12 protein-coding genes are annotated in these 16,603 nt (G+C 74.4%); 4 read left to right on the forward strand and 8 right to left on the reverse strand.

The features are described from left to right. Nucleotides 1–27 precede the first annotated feature (27 nt). The 5 genes from CS2_RS04200 to CS2_RS04220 form a co-directional block, all read right to left on the reverse strand. Nucleotides 28–1,389 carry a condensation domain-containing protein gene (locus CS2_RS04200; RefSeq protein WP_070319012.1) on the reverse strand — a complete coding sequence of 454 codons (1,362 nt, stop codon included), beginning with the start codon at nt 1,387–1,389 and terminating at the stop codon, nt 28–30. Nucleotides 1,390–1,698: 309 nt separating this feature from the next. Beyond that, the gene (locus tag CS2_RS04205; RefSeq protein WP_046529644.1) at nt 1,699–3,480 is read right to left on the reverse strand and encodes an ABC transporter ATP-binding protein; all 1,782 of its coding nucleotides are present in this window, start codon (nt 3,478–3,480) and stop codon (nt 1,699–1,701) included. Then, entirely contained in the window at nt 3,477–5,351 is a 1,875-nt protein-coding gene (locus CS2_RS04210; protein WP_152667320.1) for an ABC transporter ATP-binding protein, read from the reverse strand. The genes CS2_RS04205 and CS2_RS04210 overlap by 4 nt, the downstream gene beginning before the upstream one ends. Before the next feature lie 401 nt (nt 5,352–5,752). Next, nucleotides 5,753–6,118 carry a hypothetical protein gene (locus tag CS2_RS04215; protein WP_070319013.1) on the reverse strand — a complete coding sequence of 122 codons (366 nt, stop codon included), beginning with the start codon at nt 6,116–6,118 and terminating at the stop codon, nt 5,753–5,755. Then, nucleotides 6,115–7,203: a serine hydrolase domain-containing protein gene (locus CS2_RS04220; RefSeq protein WP_046529646.1), complete on the reverse strand. Its 1,089-nt coding sequence runs from the start codon at nt 7,201–7,203 to the stop codon at nt 6,115–6,117. The genes CS2_RS04215 and CS2_RS04220 overlap by 4 nt, the downstream gene beginning before the upstream one ends. Nucleotides 7,204–7,294: 91 nt before the next feature. Between CS2_RS04220 and CS2_RS04225 the strand changes: the two genes are divergently transcribed. From CS2_RS04225 to CS2_RS04240, 4 genes are read left to right on the forward strand one after another with little or no spacing between them, the layout of a single operon-like run. Next, a complete protein-coding gene (locus CS2_RS04225) occupies nt 7,295–8,524 on the forward strand; it encodes a sensor histidine kinase (RefSeq protein ID WP_167748887.1) in 1,230 nt (409 codons plus the stop codon). Continuing rightward, nucleotides 8,521–9,123, forward strand: coding sequence for a response regulator transcription factor (locus CS2_RS04230; RefSeq protein ID WP_070319015.1), 603 nt, complete (start codon nt 8,521–8,523; stop codon nt 9,121–9,123). Before CS2_RS04225 ends, CS2_RS04230 begins: the two co-directional genes overlap by 4 nt. A gap of 60 nt (nt 9,124–9,183) precedes the next feature. Further along, the gene (locus CS2_RS04235; protein WP_070319016.1) at nt 9,184–9,939 is read left to right on the forward strand and encodes a phosphotransferase; all 756 of its coding nucleotides are present in this window, start codon (nt 9,184–9,186) and stop codon (nt 9,937–9,939) included. Between the two features lie 37 nt (nt 9,940–9,976). Next, nucleotides 9,977–10,423, forward strand: a complete 447-nt coding sequence (locus tag CS2_RS04240) for a YkvA family protein (protein ID WP_070319017.1) — start codon at nt 9,977–9,979, stop codon at nt 10,421–10,423. 66 nt (nt 10,424–10,489) lie between these two features. Here CS2_RS04240 and CS2_RS04245 read toward each other — a convergent pair whose 3' ends face one another. From CS2_RS04245 to CS2_RS04260, 3 genes are all read right to left on the reverse strand, one after another. After that, nucleotides 10,490–11,323: a hypothetical protein gene (locus tag CS2_RS04245; protein ID WP_070319018.1), complete on the reverse strand. Its 834-nt coding sequence runs from the start codon at nt 11,321–11,323 to the stop codon at nt 10,490–10,492. A gap of 470 nt (nt 11,324–11,793) precedes the next feature. Next, nucleotides 11,794–13,389 carry a TROVE domain-containing protein gene (locus CS2_RS04255; protein ID WP_070319020.1) on the reverse strand — a complete coding sequence of 532 codons (1,596 nt, stop codon included), beginning with the start codon at nt 13,387–13,389 and terminating at the stop codon, nt 11,794–11,796. A 377-nt stretch (nt 13,390–13,766) separates the two neighbouring features. Further along, nucleotides 13,767–16,424 carry a replicative DNA helicase gene (locus CS2_RS04260; RefSeq protein WP_082739872.1) on the reverse strand — a complete coding sequence of 886 codons (2,658 nt, stop codon included), beginning with the start codon at nt 16,422–16,424 and terminating at the stop codon, nt 13,767–13,769. Nucleotides 16,425–16,603 lie beyond the last annotated feature (179 nt).

Genomic DNA, 16,603 nt, shown 5'->3' on the forward strand with positions numbered 1-16,603 from the left:
GGTCGACGCCGTCGTGCGCGGCGGCCCTCACGGTGCCACCGCCTCGACCACGACGGACTCCATCTCGCGCAGCAGCGCCTCGACGCGCGGCTCGGGCACGAGCGCCGTGTCCGCCATGAGGTACAGCACGCACGCGCCGTCCGCGTCGTCGACGCCGACGAAGCACGTGGCGTCCTGCCGGTCCCACGAGCCGACGTGCCGCACGCGCGTGCCGTCGCGCAGCGCCCGGACCGCGTCCACGTCGGGGTACGCGTCGACGTCCACGCCCCAGTCCCGCCCGATCCGCATGTCGTTGAAGAAGCAGCCGAGGTCGAGGTCCGCGTCTCGCGCACGCTCCTGCGCGACGAGCTCGTCCCGCGCGCGCGGGTCGTACTGCGCGTGGCGGTACGCGTTGAGACCCGACGCGAACGCGCGGCGCGCCGTCGTGGCGAACCCGCCCGGCGCGTCGGCCCCCGAGACGTCGATCGCGAACAGCGCGTTCTCGGCGAGCGGCGCCACGAGGCTGCGGCTGCGCTCGTCGAGGCGGTTGCTGGCGATCAGCTGGAGGACCACGCGGTCCTGCCCGACGAGCCGCCCGAGGACGACCGAGGCCGCCGCGAGCAGGACCGTGCCGGTGCTCACGGCGCAGCGGGTCGAGACGAGGGTCGCCGCGACGGCGAGCGCACGCGACTCGAGCGCGAGGCGGACGAAGCGTCCCGGCGCGGGTGCGGGGTCGGCCGGCGGGAACAACGGACGGGGCGCGGCCGCGAGGGTCCGGCGCCAGTACGCGAGCGCGGCCTCGCCGCGCGCGGCACCGGCCTCGCCGGCCTCGTGCGCGGCCTGGTCGAGGGGCTGCCAGGTCGGTGCGTCGGCGACCTCGCCGGCCAGGAGCCGCCGCAGGTCCTGCGCCACCAGGTCGGCGGCCCACCCGTCGACCGCGAGGTGGGAGGCCGCGACCACGACGTGCGTGGCGCGCCCGTGGTCGCGCAGCACCCCCACGCTCAGGGGCAGCTCGACGTCGTGACGGAACGTGTGGCCGGCGAGCTCGGACGCGAACGCGCGGGCGGCGGCCGTGTCGGCCGCACCGTCCGCGTCGGCGACGTGCACCGTGAGCTCGCCCTGCGGGCGGACGTGCTGCGTCCAGCCCTCCGGCGTCTCGTGGAACAGGCTGCGGAGCCCTTCGTGCCGCACGAGCAGGTGCTGGACGGCGCCGAGGACCGTGCCCTCGTCGACCCCGGCGGGGACGTCGACCACCCGCACGAGGTTGAAGTACGAGGCGTCGTCGCCGAGCCAGCGGATCGACGAGTAGATGGAGGCCTGGCCCCAGGTCATCGCACCCGTGCGCTCGCCGGCGCCCGTGAACGTGACGCTGCGGGTCGAGCGGCGCTCGGCCGTCGAGGTCAGCTCCATCGTCCACCGCCCGCGGCCTCGTGCGGCCGGGCGCCGGCGTCCGACGCGCCACCTCGGCGCGGGGCACGCGACGCGAACCCCGGGCACGACGAGCATTTCTCTTCTTCACGCACCATCACGCAATTCCCCCTGACACGGCGACCCCCTGTGTCGCAAAAATGACGCTAGCAGGAGCACGATCGCCGTTGTCAACAGTGCTGGCACTCTTCTTTGACACGATTGTTCGGGCGATAAAAATGGCGCGCCGAAGCCCGCCCTCACCGAAGGAAAAGGGCGGGCCCGAGCGTCGCGGGCGGCCGCGAGGCGCCGTCAGCGCGCGTACGCGCGCGCCTGGAGCCCCCACAGGTCCGCGTAGCGCCCGCCCGCGACCAGGAGCTGGCCGTGGGTGCCCTGCTCGACCACCCGGCCGCCCTCGAGGACGACGATGTGGTCGGCGAGCTGCACGGTCGACAGCCGGTGCGTGACGAACACGGTGACGCCGCCGACGGTGGCCGCGACCTCGCGGGCGGTCTCCTGGTACGCGTCGACGAGCCGCTGCTCCGCGAGCGCGTCGAGCGCCGACCCGGGCTCGTCCAGGACCAGCAGGAGCGGGTCCGGGCGCATGAGCGTCCGCGCGAACCCGACCGCCTGCCACTGCCCGCCGGACAGGTCACGCCCGTCCGCGTAGCCCGTGCCGAGCACGCCGTCGAGCCCGACCTGCTCCCCCAGGCCGTCGGCGCGCGCACGGTCGAGCGCGGCCCCGACCGCCTCGTGCGCGAACCCGGCCGGCAGGTGGCCGATGCCGACGCTCTCGCGCAGCCCGAGCTCGACGCGAGCGAAGTCCTGGTGCAACGCGGCGGTGCGCTCGCGCCAGGCGTCGGGCGCGACCTCCGCGAGGTCGGTGCCGCCCACGAGGATCCGCCCACCGGTGGGCGGGTAGAGGCCCGTCAGCAGCTTGAGCAGCGTGCTCTTGCCCGCACCGTTCTCGCCGACGACGGCGACGGAGGTACCTCCCGGCAGGTCGAGGTCGATGCCGCGCAGGGTGTCCTCGTCGGCACCCGGGTAGCGGAAGCGCAGCCCCTCGAGCCGCAGGCCGCGGTCGGTCGCGGCGGCGGGCGGCAGGCCCGCCGTGGGCAGGGCCTCCGCCGTCTGCTCGGCCTCCAGCGCCGCGAAGCGCCGCAGGCCCGCAGCGGCGCGGTGCACGGTGCCGAGCAGCTCGATGCCCGTCGCCATCTGGGTCGCGAGCTGCGTCGCGAGCACCACCGTCAGCACGACGTCGCCGGCGCTGGCACGCCCCTGCCGCACGAGCTCGAACGCCCACACGACGGCCCCCACGTAGGCGACGCCGAACGCGAGCTGTCCGAGCCCTCGTCGCAGCGCGTACCGCCGGTCCGCACGGGCCATGGCGGACCGGTAGCCGCCGAGCAGGTCCCGCTGCCGCCGCAGCAGGTAGTCGCCACCGCCCGAGAGCCGGATCTCCTTCTGCGACCCGGGGCTCGTGGCCAGGCGGCGCAGGTGCCGCACGCCGCGGGTGGTCGTCGACTGCGCCTCGCGGGTCTCCTGGAACTGCGTCTCCGCGCGCCGCCCCGCGACGACGGGCACCACGGCGGCGGCGATGAGCAGCAGGAACCACGGCGAGAGCGTCACGAGCACCGCGGCGGTCAGCAGCACCTGCACGGCCGTCGCACCGAGCTGCAGGCCCGACTGGACGGTCTCCCGCATCTGCAGCACGTCCTGCCGGAGCAGGTCGACGCGGTCGGCGTGCGCGGGGTCGTCGCTGCGGTCGAGGTGGGCGGATCCGTTGACGAGGCGCACGAGGTCGCGGTTGAGACGCTCCTCGGTGAGCTCCGCGAGCTCGAAGTAGTAGAGGTGCGCGAAGTGCGCGAGCATCAGCTCGCCCGCGAGCGCGACGGCGAGCGTGACACCCCACGCGGTGGCGCTGCGCGGGGCGCCCGCGTCGACGCCGTCGACCACGCCGCCGGCCGCGAGGCCGACGACGGGCGTCGCGACCGCGCCCAGCAGCAGCAGCGTCGCGCCCGTGGCGAAGCGGCGCCGGTCGAGCGCCCACGCGATCGCGAAGAGCCGACGCAGGCAGAACAGCACGTCCCTCACAGCGTGGCCCCCTTGAGGTCGGGGACGTGCGGGGCGCCGTCGTCGGCGAACCGCCGCGCCTGCACGTCGAACATCTGCGCGTACACGCCGCCCGCGGCGACCAGCTCGTCGTGCGTGCCGGCCTCGGTGATGCCGCCGCCGTCGAGGACGACGATGCGGTCCGCGTTGCGGACGGTCGAGAACCGGTGCGAGATGACCAGGCTGGTCACGCCGCGCGTGAGCTCGAGGAACGTGTCGTAGAACTCCGCCTCGCCCCGCGCGTCGAGCTGCGACGTGGGCTCGTCGAGGACGAGCACCGACGCCCCGTGGCGGACGGCGAACAGCGCCCGCGCGAGCGCGATGCGCTGCCACTGCCCGCCGGACAGCTCACGACCGCCCTCGACGGCGCGCGTCAGGGGCGAGTCGAGCCCCAGCGGCAGCTCGTCGAGCAGGCCCCCGAGCCCGACCTGCGCGAGCGCGGCGACGACGCCCTCGTCGTCGTCCCGGTGTGAGATCGCTCCCATCGCGACGTTGTCGCGGAGGTCGAGCTCGTAGCGCAGGAAGTCCTGGAACGTCACGGCGAAGTGCCGCTGCCAGCTGCGCGGCTCGAACGTCGCCAGGTCGACGCCGTCGACCGTGACCGACCCGCCGTCGGGCGCGTAGATCCCGGCGAGGACCTTGACGAGCGTGGACTTCCCGGCGCCGTTGACGCCGATGAGGGCCGTCGAGGTCCCGACGGGGAGGGTGAGGTCGACGCCGTCGAGCACGGGCCGGCCCGGCCGGTAGGAGAACGTGACGCCGGAGAACGTGACGTCGCGCGCGGGGGCGGGCGCCTCGACCCGGTCGGCGGTCGCGCCCGCCTGCTCGCGGATGGTCGCCTCGAGCTCCTGCAGAGCCGTGTACGCGGCCCTCCCGTAGACCAGCTTGATGTCCGACTCGGGGAACATGACGCCGAAGCGGGCGCACAGCACCACGGCCTGGACCGCGACGCTGACCGCCACGAGCCGCGACGCGCCGTCGGTGCCGCCGTCGACGACGAGGAGCAGCGCGACCGCCGAGCCCAGCAGGGCCGCGATCGCGTGCCCGACGAACGGCGCGCCGTACACGCGTCGGCGCCACGTCCACAGCGGCTCCAGCCAGCTCCGGGTCTCCGTCGCGAACCGGTCCTGCAACCAGCCGACGAGCCCCAGGGTGCGGATCTCCTTGGCCGCGCGCGTGCTGGTCGCGAGCTCGCGCACGTACGCGACGCGGCGACGGGCCGGCTGGAACGACTCCCACAGCGCGCCCCAGCGGTGGAACGCCTCGGCCTGCCCCTGACGGGCGACGAGCGCCGCGACGGCGCCCGCGAGCGCCGCCCAGGGGCCCGCCGCCCAGCCGAGCAGGACGACGGCACCACCGAGCTGCACGTAGCGCGCCGTGAGCGCGAGTCCGCCCTCGAGCGCGGTCCCGGGCGTCCAGGTCCACTGCTCGAAGGCCTCGTCGACCTGCGTGAGACGGTCGGCCACGTCGGGCCGCTCGAGGCCGGCCAGCGTCGCCTCGTCGAGGGTGAAGCGCGTGAGGCGCTCGATGCACGCGGCGTCGACGCGGCGCGCGATCTCGCGCGACAGCACGAGCTGGAGCGGGGCCAGCACCTGCTGCAGCAGGAAGGCGGCGATGGCGACCCAGAGCGCGGGTGGCAGCGCTCCCGAGACGACCTGGGGCAGCGCGAGCGCGGTGCCGACGAGGAAGACCACGGGCGCGACGCCGGCCACGACGTGCACGGCGAGCGTGCCGGCCACGAGCCCGGCGCCGGCGTACGGCACGAGCTCGAGCATCTGACGTGCGGCCGCGCGGCGGCGGTGCACCCGCTCGCGCACCAGATCCGGCAGGCGCCCCGCTCCCCCATGCGTCACGATCGGTGATCCTGGCAGCGTCCACAGGGGCGGCGTCAACCATCTTTCGTCCTCGTCTCGAATGTCGAGCACCGGCGGAAAGACGACCACGGGCCGCGAGTCAAGGCCTGACTCACCCTCGGGCGGTCGTCGTTGACAACCGCGCGCCCCGACCCGTCGTCGCGCGCCGCGCACGACATTCCTGCTCAGGAGCCGATACGACCCGCCCGGCGCACGACGAGCAGCGGCCGCATTTCCTCGCCGCCGCGTCGGGAATCGCCGCCCTGCGGAGAAATCGGACGCACGTCCAGCGCGCCGCCCGCGTTCCCGGACGACGCCACGCGTGCCGCGTCGTCCCGGTGGGCCCGGCGGCCGGCGCCCGTGCCCCGGCGCCCGTGCCCCGGCGCCCGGTCGCACCGGCGTCAGAACGCCGCGGCCCCGAGGACGAGCACCGTGCCGCACACGAGCGCGGCCCCGCCGAGCCGCAGCACGCGGAACCACGCCCGGCGGCGCGGCCGCCACCCGGGCACGCTCCCCCACCGCAGCACGGCACCGGCGGCGCCGACGGCCGCGAGCGCGACGGCCGCGACCCACAGCAGCACCGGCACCCCCGCCCAGCCGACGAACGTCCGCGACAGCACGAACAGCGTGAGCAGCCCGACGCTCTCGGCGACCGCACCCGTGCGGTCCTTCAGACGCAGGCGCTCGGGCCCCCAGGCCCGGGCGACGTACAGCGCGGCGAACGCGACGAGCGCGAGGGCGACGGTCAGGGAGGTCGTGGCGGTCATCGGTCGTATCCGTTCTCGACGAGGCCCACGGCGACGTCGGGCAGCTGGGAGGCGGTGTTCGACAGGACGACGGCACCGCGGCCGCCCGCGCGGTCGAGGGCCAGGTAGGACGCGAAGCCGCCGGTCTGGCCGTTGTGGAGCGTGAGCGTCGGGGCGTCGTCCTGCTCGAGCACGAGCCACGCGTACGCGACGGCACCGAGCTCGCCCTCCAGGTGCGGGTCCATCGCCGCGGCGCCGGGGGCGGTGCCGTCGAGCAGCGCGCGCACGTACCGGGCCATGTCGCCGACCGTCGAGCGGATGCCGCCCGCGGGCGCGAACGCCGCGAGCGACCACGGCTGCTGCGCGACACCGGACGCGGACCACCCGCTGGTCGGGTCGTCGAGGTCGGCGTCCTCCAGCACGACCCGGGTGCGCGTCATGCCCAACGGGTCGAGCATCCGGTCCTGCAGCAGGTCGACGTACGTGGTGCCGGCGACGCGCGCGAGGGCGTGCCCCAGCAGCGACATGCCGAGGTTCGAGTACACGTAGCGCCCGGGCGAGACGAGCTCCTGCCGTCCGGCCATCGCCAGCAGCTCGTCGAGCGACGCCTCGTAGGGGTCGCGGTTGGTCGTGACGGCGACGTACAGCGACGGCAGCATCTCGACGGGCGCACCGGGCAGGCCCGACGTGTGGTTCGACAGCGTCTCGAGGGTCACGCCCCCGGCGGGCGTGCCGGCCAGCTCGGTCAGGACGCCGCCGAGGGTCTGGTCGGGCGTCACCTCGCCGCGCTCGACCGCGACCTGCAGGAGGTTGCCCGTGAACGTCTTGGTGAGCGAGCCGATCTCGAACTCGGTGGTGTCGTCCGCGCCGAAGCCGGTCGTGACGGTGCCGTCGGGGCCGTCCGCGAGGTCGACGTAGGCGAGGGCGACGCGGTCGAGGGCGCCCTGGTCGCGGGCCGTCCGCTCGACCGCGCGCGCCAGTGCGGCGTCGCCGCTCGTGTGCGGCTGCAGGTGCGGGGACGGCGGGAGGGTCGTGAGGCCGACGGTCAGCACGGCGGCCGCCGTCACCGCCGCGACCACCCGCGGGAGCGTCGTGTTCCTGGTCATGCACCCATCCCAGCGGCGGGCGCGCGGCGCCAGAAGTGCCGTGATGTCACCGGCGACCGTGACATCTGTCCCGGTTGCTACGCTCCGCGACGTGAGCCGACCTCGGCCGCCGGGGGCACCGGTGACGCCCGACCTGCGGGCCGTGCGCGGTCTGACGGCCGCGTCGTTGGGCGTCGCCGTCGTGGTCGCGGGGCTCATGCCGCTGCTGCTCGCGGTCGACGCCCCGGTGGACGCCCGCTCGATCACCCTGGTGGTCACGACGGTGCTGTGCCTCGTGCTGGCGTTCGCGGCGATCGGCGGGACGGTCGAGGTCGCGGCGGGCGACGCGCCGTCGCGCACGCTCGTGACGACCGTGGTGCTCACGGTCGTGCTGGCCTGCGCGACGTGGGGCGTCGCGCTCGTCCCGCCGTTCGCGGGGTGGGGGTGGGCGTTCCTCGTCGCGTACGCGGGCGGTGCGGCGGCGTGCGTCGTGCACGGGCGACGTCGGCTCGCCGTGCTGCTCGGCACGTGCGTGGTGATCGGTCTCGGCGGGGTGCTGTCGGAGGCCGCGTCGCGGGACGCCCCGGCGGCGGGGCAGGTCGACGGCGCGCTGGGGACCGCGATCGTCGTCAGCGTCGTCGCGCTGTTCGTCGTGATGCCGCTGAGCATCGTGTGGGTCCTGCAGGTCGTCGTCCGGCTCGACGACGCGCGGCGCCTCGCCGACGAGCTCGCGGTGGCCCGCGAGCGCCTGCGGTTCGCGACCGACCTGCACGACCTGCAGGGGCACCACCTGCACGTCATCGCGCTCAAGAGCGAGCTGGCCGAGCGGCTGCTCCCCGACCGCCCGGCCGACGCCGCGCGCGAGCTCGCCGACATCCGGGAGGCGGCGCGCACCGCCATCGAGGACACCCGCGCGGTCGTGCACGGGTACCGCACGGTCACCGTCGACGCCGAGGTGCGCAACGCGGCGGCGGTGCTCGGCTCGGCGGGCATCCGCTGCGCGACGCACGTCGACGCACCCGGCCTGCCCGCGGACGTCGGCGGCGTGCTGGCCGTGGCCGTCCGCGAGGCCGCGACCAACGTGCTGCGGCACAGCGCGGCGCAGGAGGCCACGATCGTGCTCGTGCAGGACCAGGGCGGCGGGTACCGCCTGACCGTGACCAACGACCGCCCGGACCCCGCGGGCGAGCCCGGCACGGGGCTCGTGGGGCTGCGCGAACGGCTAGCGACGCAGCGCGGCACGGTCGAGACGCACCGCGACGACGACGCGTTCACGCTCGTGGTGACGGTGCCGCCGCGGCCCGTCGGCCGGCCGGCGCGACGCACGGCGGGTGCGTCGTGATCCGCGTCCTGCTCGCCGACGACGAGGAGCTGCTGCGCGGCGCCCTCACGGCGCTGCTGGGGCTCGAGCCGGACATCGAGGTCGTCGCCGACGTCGCCGACGGCGAGGCCGCGCTCGCCGAGGTCGTGGCCCTGGTGCCGGACGTCGCGCTGCTCGACCTCGAGATGCCCGGGCTCGACGGCATCGAGGTCGCGGACCGGCTGCGGCGGCGCGTCGTGACGCCCGTCGTGATCGTGACGCGGCACGCGCGCCCCGGTGCGCTCAGGCGCGCGCTGGCCGCCGGCGTGCGCGGGTTCGTGCCCAAGTCCACGCCGGCCGCGGAGCTCGCGCGCATCATCCGGCTCGTGGCCGCCGGCCAGCGGTACGTCGACGCGCAGCTCGCAGCCGCGGCGCTCACCGAGGCGGAGAGCCCGCTGACGCCCCGCGAGGTCGACGTGCTGCGGCTGATCCGCTCGGGCCTGCCGTCCAAGAAGATCGCGCGCGAGCTGGGACTCGCGCCCGGCACCGTGCGCAACCACACGTCGTCCGCGATCGCGAAGCTGCACGCGGACTCCGGGCACGCCGCGGCGGCCGTCGCGTGGGACCGCGGCTGGATCTGACCCGAGGCCCGAGGCCCGACGCCGCGGCGGCCCGCGGGGCCGGGGTGGGACGATCGCGTCATGGAACGCGCCGGTCCGCAGGACGTCGCCGAGCAGACGCTCGACGGCGGCAACGTCAACGCCGTCGTGCGGGTCGGCGACACCGTCCGACGGTCGGCCGGCCCGTGGACCCCGACCGTGCACGCGCTGCTCGCCTGGGTGCGGGCGCGCGGCGTCACGTGCCTGCCCGCGCCGCTCGGCCGGGACGACGAGGGCCGCGAGGTCCTGGGCTGGGTGCCGGGCGACGTCGTCGGGTGGCCCGCACCGGCGTGGCTGTGGGACGCCCGCACCCGCGCGCAGGCGGGCGCGACGCTGCGCGCCGTGCACGACGCGACGGTCGGGTTCGACCTCGCGGGCGCCGTCTGGCGCTCCCCCGCGCACGCCCCCGCCGAGGTGGTGTGCCTCAACGACGTCGCGCCGTACAACATGGTGTTCGACGGCACCGAGCTCGTCGGCCTGATCGACGTCGACATGGCCTCCCCCGGCCCGCGCGCGTGGGACCTCGCGTACCTCGCGTACCGGCTGTGCGGCTGGTGCGAGGACACGCCCGCGCCCGACGACGCCGCGCCCGCCGAGCGCCTCGCGGACCTGCTCGCCGCCTACGGCGCGGACGCCGCCCCGACGGTCGACGACGTGCTGGGGACGATGGTGGTGCGGCTGCACGACCTCGCGGACTGGACGGACGCGCACGCGCGCACCACCGGCCGCCCGCAGCTGCTGGAGCACGCCGCGATGTACCGGCGCGACGCGGAGCGGGTGGCGGCGGGTCGCGCGTGACCTGCGACCGGGCGCGGGTGTCGACGGGCGGGGCCAGGTGAGCGAGGCCTGGCAGGTCGCGCTCGGCGTGCTGGCCGGTCTGCTGGTCGCGTGGCTCGCGCTGGTCGTGGCGCTGCTCGTCGGCCGGCCCGGCGGCCGCACGCTCACCGAGGCGCTGCGGCTCCTGCCCGACCTGCTGCGGCTCGTCGCGCGCCTGGCCCGGGACAGGACGCTGCCGCGGTCCCTCCGCGTCCGCCTGGGCCTGCTCGTCGCCTACCTGGCGTTCCCGCTCGACCTCATCCCCGACGTCGTGCCCGTCCTGGGCTACGCCGACGACGTCATCGTCGTCGTGTGGGTCCTGCGCAGCGTGCTGCGCGTGGCCGGCGAGGGCCCGATCCGCGCCCACTGGCCGGGGACGTCCGATGGCTGCGAGGCGGTGCTCAGGATCGCCCGGTCACGTCGGCGCGGCGACGGGGCGAGCGCGCCGGCCGGCTCGGGCCCCTGACCTCGGAGCCGAGCTGCGCGGCGGTGGCCCCTGGGGACCACCGCCGCGTGCCGCACGTGGGTCGGACTACTGCACCGCCACGAAGGTGTCGTTCGACGCGATGTCGGGCGAGACGGCGAGGACACCGGACTGCCACTCGGCGGGCACCTCGAGCAGCTGGTCCCCCGTCACGGTCCCGCCCCCGTACACCGTCGAGAGCGAGTCGAACGGGTTCTCGGAGATGAACACCGTGGATCCGTCGAGGCCGTCGATCGTCGTGCCGTCCGCCGTGACGAGCTTGACGGTCGCCCAGGACGTGGCGCCCTGGGGGTCGTCACCGTTGTACGTGGCCGTCAGGTTGACCGCGATCAGCGCCGAGCCCGGGGCGGCCGTCTGCCCCAGGGAGTCGGCCTCGACCGGGGTCACCGAGTTGATCGTCACCGTCCAGTCACCACCCGTGACGGCCGAGCCGAGCGGGGCGGGGTTGTCGCGGGACGTCCCGAGCTCGGCGGGCGCCGCCTCGTCCGCGTCGTCGTCGGCGGCGGGGGCGGTGTCGTCCGTCGTCGCCGCAGGCGTCTCGACGGTGGTGCCGGTCGCCTCGTTCAGCGCGTCGTCGACCGCGCTGACGAACGCGACGTTGACGATGATCCCGACGACCACGGCGAGCGCCCCGAGCACGAGGCCGGCGATGGCGAGACCCTTCCCCGAGCCGGTCGTCCTGCTCTTCACCAGCCCCACGACCGCCAGGACCGCTCCCACGACGCCCAGGACGATGCCGCCGATGTTGATCACCGGGATGAAGGACCCGAGGAAGCCGAGCAGCGCGACCACGAAGCCGGCGGTCGCGAGGCCGTTCCCCGCCTTGGGGGCGACCGGCTGCGGGCTCGGCGGCGGCGGAGGCGGTGCGTAGGTGTCGGACATGAGGGCTCCCCTGTGCATGCTGGTGTCTGGTGGCCGGAGAGCTCGCTCCCCGAGTGAAGCGGTCGTCGCCCGAGCCGGCGCGACGCCGTCCACCCCGCTGGATCGGACACGCCCGCGCCGGGCTTGAGGGGTCCGAGGTCCCGGTATCGCCCGGGAGGACGGCACACGCCCGGCCGGACCGCCGTCAGCGGGAGCGACGCACGACGAGGGCGACGAGCTCCGGGCTGCAGCCCAGCGCGTCCGCGATCGCGGAGTAGCTCCACCGCGCGGGGTCGTCGGCGCGGAGCTGGAGCACGAGGCGGTCGCGCTCCTGGCGGTACCGCGCGGCGACCTCGTCCGCCTCGGCGGCCTTGCGGTGGAGCTCGCGGGCGCGGGCGGCCCGGGGGTCCGAGGTGCCCCGACGGGTCGGCCGCGGAGCGGCCCCGTGATCGGGACCGCCCCCGGCCGGCGCGTCGGGCCCGCGTGAGCCCCTAGAGGCCACGCGCGAACTCCGTGATCAGCGAGGGCACCGCGCCGTCGAAGCCGACGACGTCGAGCATCCCCGCGTCCGACGGGTCGGCGATCGAGAAGCCCGTCGCCGTCATGCCGACGACCACGAGCCGCGCGTCGATCCCCGACCGCCGCCGGTACTCGGCGAGCGCCTGGTGCGGGTGCACGTCGCCGGCCCAGGTCTCGTTGTCCGTGTAGACCACGAACGTGTCGACCTCGGCGCCCTGCTCGGTCGCCCACACCATCGGCAGCGCGCAGTCCGTGCCGGACATCGGCATCGCGTCGACCACGCGCAGGGCGTCGTCGAGCCGCTGCCGCGGCGAGATCGCGAGCGGCCGCAGCGCGCTGTCGTACCACCCGCCGCCCTGGCCCGTGGTGAAGCCGACGGCGGTGGCCGCCGGCTCGGTCGCGAGCTGCACCAGGGCCAGCGCGGCCGACGCCTCGCGTGCCGTGATCGGCATGCCCGAGATCGTGTCGCCCATCGAGCCCGAGACGTCGACCGCGAGCAGCGTGCGCTTCCCGGAGGGCTCGACGGCACCGAACGCCGCGTAGAACGCGGCGTCGAGGGCGTCCGTCACCTTCCGGGTCGGCGTCCACTCGCCCGCACCACGGGCCGACCGACCGGAGGCGTACGTCCGCTGCGCCACGAGCACGCTGACCGGGTGGACGCGCGCCGACCGCAGCCGGTCGGAGTCGACCAGCTGGGCGACGACCTCGTCGGTCCGGCCGCCGAGGTCCGGGAGCACGCCGAGCCGCGTGAGCCGGGGCAGCTGACGCATCAGCGCCGTCTGCGGCACGCCGACGTCGAGCAGCGCGTCCCAGACCGCGACCTCGCCCAGCGCCGCGTCGGGGAGCATCTCCCACGACAGCCGGTGCCGCCGGACCAGGTCGACCCACGTCGCGGTGTCCGTGGCGGCCTGCGCCGCCACGAAGCCCTCCACGAGCGTGGGCGTCGCGTCGCCGACCGCACCACGGACGATCCAGTCGAACGTCGCCCGCAGCTCCGGCGAGGCCGTCGTCGGGTGCGCCAGGCGCAGCAGGTCGCGGTGCGACCAGCCCTCGCGCTGGCGGTACTTGACCGCCTGGTACGCGAGCGCGTCGGCGTCCTTGGACGTGTACCAGCCAGCGACGGCGCGGCGCAGACCCCGACCCCAGCCGCGGAACTGCTCGACGTAGCCCGCGAACAGGAACAGGTGCGTACCGGTCCGGGCCACGGCCGGCAGCGCCGCGAGCGCGAGCGGTGCCGACTCCGGCACCGACGCGGCGTACGCCAGGGCGAACAGCGCGGGGTTCTGGCGCGGGGCGGCGCCACGGACGGACACGTCGACGATGGTGCCGACCAGCGTCTCGGGGTCCTCGTGGGCCATCCGCCCGACGACCTCGGCGTTCTCCCGCGCCAGCTCGCGCGGTGCGGCGTAGTAGGTGCCGCCGTCCACGCCGAGGGTCAGGAAGCGCCGCAGCCGGGCGACGTCGTCGAGCACGAACGCGTAGCCACCGGCGGCGTTCAGTTCCTGGCGGGTGTCGGCGCGCTCGCCCTGCGGCGTGCGCCGCAGCCCGAGCGTGCGCAGCACGTCCATCGGTCGTTCCTCTCGGTCGGTCGCCGAGGCGGTGGCGGGCGTGTTGTGCGCACCGGGTGGATCCCCGGCGAACCGGGGTGCCCTCCTCACGAGGGCCCCACTGGGAGAGAGAGAACCGATGCGCTCCGGCCCGCCACCGCCCCGACGTGGGGTGGAGCAGACACGCTCAGGGGAGGTTCGGGTGGGCGTGTGATGACGCCGGAGTCCTGCTCTCCCGTCTGAGCTACGTCATCCGAGATGACGGCGGGACTCGAACCCGCGACCTGGCCAGTGACAGTGGTAACCGACGGTCGCCGGCCCACCCGAGTCTTCCCGTGTGCTGTTGTCGTCGAGGACTGTAGGGGTCTACACAGCACGACCAGAAGGGATTATTCGAGCTACATCTGCATGTCCACGAACCGCGAGTAGTGCCCCTGGAACGCGACGGTGATGGTGTCGGTGGGGCCGTTACGGTGCTTGGCGACGATGAGGTCGGCCTCCCCTGCGCGCGGGGACTCCTTCTCGTACGCGTCCTCACGGTGCAGCAGGATCACCATGTCGGCGTCCTGCTCGATGCTGTTGTGGACCGCGATGCCGTTGGCGATGAAGTTGTGGGTGCCGACCACCGTCGCGTCGTAGACGGCCTGCTCACCCGCGGGCTCGATGGCCACGACCTCGTCCCAGAGCAGGTCGTTGACCGCCATGATCTCCAGGTCCTCCGACTCGAGGACCTCGGCGATGCGACCGAGACGCTGCCGCGACGGCGAGTGCTTCCACATGGTCGATCCGCAGAACTGCGTCCCGATCGCCTCAGCGAACTGCCGGTGCGTCATGCCACGCTCCACGAGCAGCTCCCGCACGTCGTCCCACACCTGGCGTGGCACGGTGTCGACATTCGTGTTCGCGCGCGTGTCGCGGATGATCTGCAGCAGTCGGTCGGCGAGGACACCACGCGCCCCGTGGACGCCGATCTCCTGCAGGAACCGCCGCTGGTCGTCGACCCCGGACACGTCGAGCGTCCAGCCGCCGCGGTAACCGGCCTTCGAGGTGGCACGGATCCGGGTCGAGATGCCGAACCGCAGCAGCAGGCGCGACAGGTCGTCGACCAGCCGTCGCGACGTCGAGGCGTAGTACACCCGTCCGGAGCGACCGTTGGCGTTGACCGTGACCGATCCGTCGGTGGCCCAGATGTGCCGGAGGAAGAGGGCGATCTGTGGCTTGGGCAGGTGGAAGACGGACGTAGGCACGAACTTCTCGTGGCTCCGGGCGCCGAACAGACCGAAGTCGTCGAGCCACTCAGCCACGGGGTTCCGCTTGCCGCGTGCCAACCGGTACGGCGCCGGCAGACGCAGGGTGGTGACGCGCGCGGCCGCGTAGTCGTCCCTGATCGGCGTGATGCCGAAGACCCCCGCCGCCTCGGAGACGGCCTGCAGGTTCGCCTCGTCGATCGACGCATACCTGATGGGCTGCCGCTTCACGAAGGATCCGTCGCCGATGAGGTGCGCCAGCATCACGACCTTGCGGTCGTCCCACGCCGCGGACATCTCCGGCCCGGGCACGTGCCGCGGGACGCCCAGCCGCGACCCGACCTCCAGCTCGCCGAGCGGCGTCCACCCCTCGTACGTCAGGAAGGGGTGGTTGGCCGTGGCCGTCACCTCCTTGCCCGACGCGAGCCGCAGCCGGTACACGGGCTTCACACCCGTCGGGAAGACGTGCGTCAGGTGGCGCCGCACGTACTGGAGACGGTCGTCGAGCGCCCAGATCGGCACGTCCTTGTGCCCGAGCGCGTACATCTCCCCCAGCGTCGTCTCGGCGCCGGTGTCGGCGCGCAGCACGCGGGTGTCCTCGGTGAGGCAGCCGGACTCACGCAGGTCGCTCATCGCAGGCCGCTTGTCCGTGCGCTGCTCGGGCCCACGGTTCAGCTGCGAGATCGCGATGACGGGGACCTCGAGCTCCTTGGCGAGCAGCTTGAGCGCACGCGAGAACTCCGAGACCTCCTGCTGGCGGGACTCGACGCGCTTGCCCGACGTCATGAGCTGCAGGTAGTCGATGACGACGAGCTTGAGGTCGTGCCGCTGCTTGAGGCGCCGGCACTTGGCGCGGATCTCCATGAGCGACATGTTCGGGGAGTCGTCGATGAACAGCGGGGCCTCGCTGATGCGGCCCATGGTCGCGGCGATCTTCGCCCAGTCCTCCTCGCCCATCTGACCGGTGCGCAGCTTCTGCAGGTGCACGCGCGCCTCGGCGGACAGCAGACGCATCGTGATCTCGTTGCGGCTCATCTCGAGCGAGAACACGACGGCGGCCATGTCGTGCTTGATCGCGGCCGACCGGACGATGTCAATTCCCACCGTTGACTTACCGATGGCAGGCCTCGCCGCGATGACGATCATCTGCCCGGGGTGCAGGCCGTTGGTCAACCGGTCCAGGTCCGAGAACCCGGTGGGCACGCCGATCATGCCCTCGCCGCGGTGACCCGCGGCCTCGATCTCGTCGACCGTGCCGCCGATGATCTCCGACAGCGGCAGGTAGTCCTCGGACGCGCGGCGCTCGGTGACGGCGTAGACCTCGGCCTGCGCGTTGTTGACGAGCTCGTCGACGTCGCCGCCGTCGGTCGCGTACCCGAGCTGCACGATGCGCGTGCCCGCCTCGACGAGCTTGCGCAGGATCGACCGCTCGCGCACGATCCGCGCGTAGAAGCCCGCGTTCGCCGCCGTGGGGACCGACGCGATGAGCGTGTGCAGGTACGCCGCGCCGCCGATGCGCGCGATGTCGCCGCGCTTCGTCAGCTCGTCCGACACCGTGATGGCGTCGGCGGGCTCGCCGCGGCCGTACAGGTCGATGATCGCGTCGTAGATCGCCTCGTGCGCGGGACGGTAGAAGTCCGTGCCACGCACCTGCTCGATGACGTCGGCGATCGCGTCCTTGCTGATCATCATGCCGCCGAGCACCGACCGCTCGGCATCGAGGTCCTGCGGGGGCGTGCGGTCGAACCCGCCGCCGCCCCGGTTCCCGCTGTCCGGCGGCGCGCCGTACTCGAGGTCCTCGATGGTCAACCCGTCACCCACTCCAGCTCGCCCGCACCCGACGGACACCTGTCCTACCGGGACCCACCGACAGTCCCCGCGGACGCGCCCCGCACGGCGGGCGACGCAGCCGGTACCGGACCTGTCCTCGCGAGGCTAGGCCCCGGCCGTCGCGGACCCAAACGGGTGTGTGCACAGACCGGTGGACA

This window comes from Cellulomonas iranensis NBRC 101100 = JCM 18110, assembly GCF_001552375.1.
Lineage (GTDB): Bacteria > Actinomycetota > Actinomycetes > Actinomycetales > Cellulomonadaceae > Cellulomonas > Cellulomonas iranensis.

Bases quoted from the DNA above. Each gene is read 5' to 3' on its own strand.
- CS2_RS04235 (WP_070319016.1), top strand. From the start codon at position 9,184: ATGGAACGCGCCGGTCCGCAGGACGTCGCCGAGCAGACGCTCGACGGC.
- CS2_RS04215 (WP_070319013.1), bottom strand. From the start codon at position 6,118: ATGACCGCCACGACCTCCCTGACCGTCGCCCTCGCGCTCGTCGCGTTC.
- CS2_RS04200 (WP_070319012.1), bottom strand. From the start codon at position 1,389: ATGGAGCTGACCTCGACGGCCGAGCGCCGCTCGACCCGCAGCGTCACG.
- CS2_RS04245 (WP_070319018.1), bottom strand. From the start codon at position 11,323: ATGTCCGACACCTACGCACCGCCTCCGCCGCCGCCGAGCCCGCAGCCG.
- CS2_RS04220 (WP_046529646.1), bottom strand. From the start codon at position 7,203: ATGACCAGGAACACGACGCTCCCGCGGGTGGTCGCGGCGGTGACGGCG.
- CS2_RS04255 (WP_070319020.1), bottom strand. From the start codon at position 13,389: ATGGACGTGCTGCGCACGCTCGGGCTGCGGCGCACGCCGCAGGGCGAG.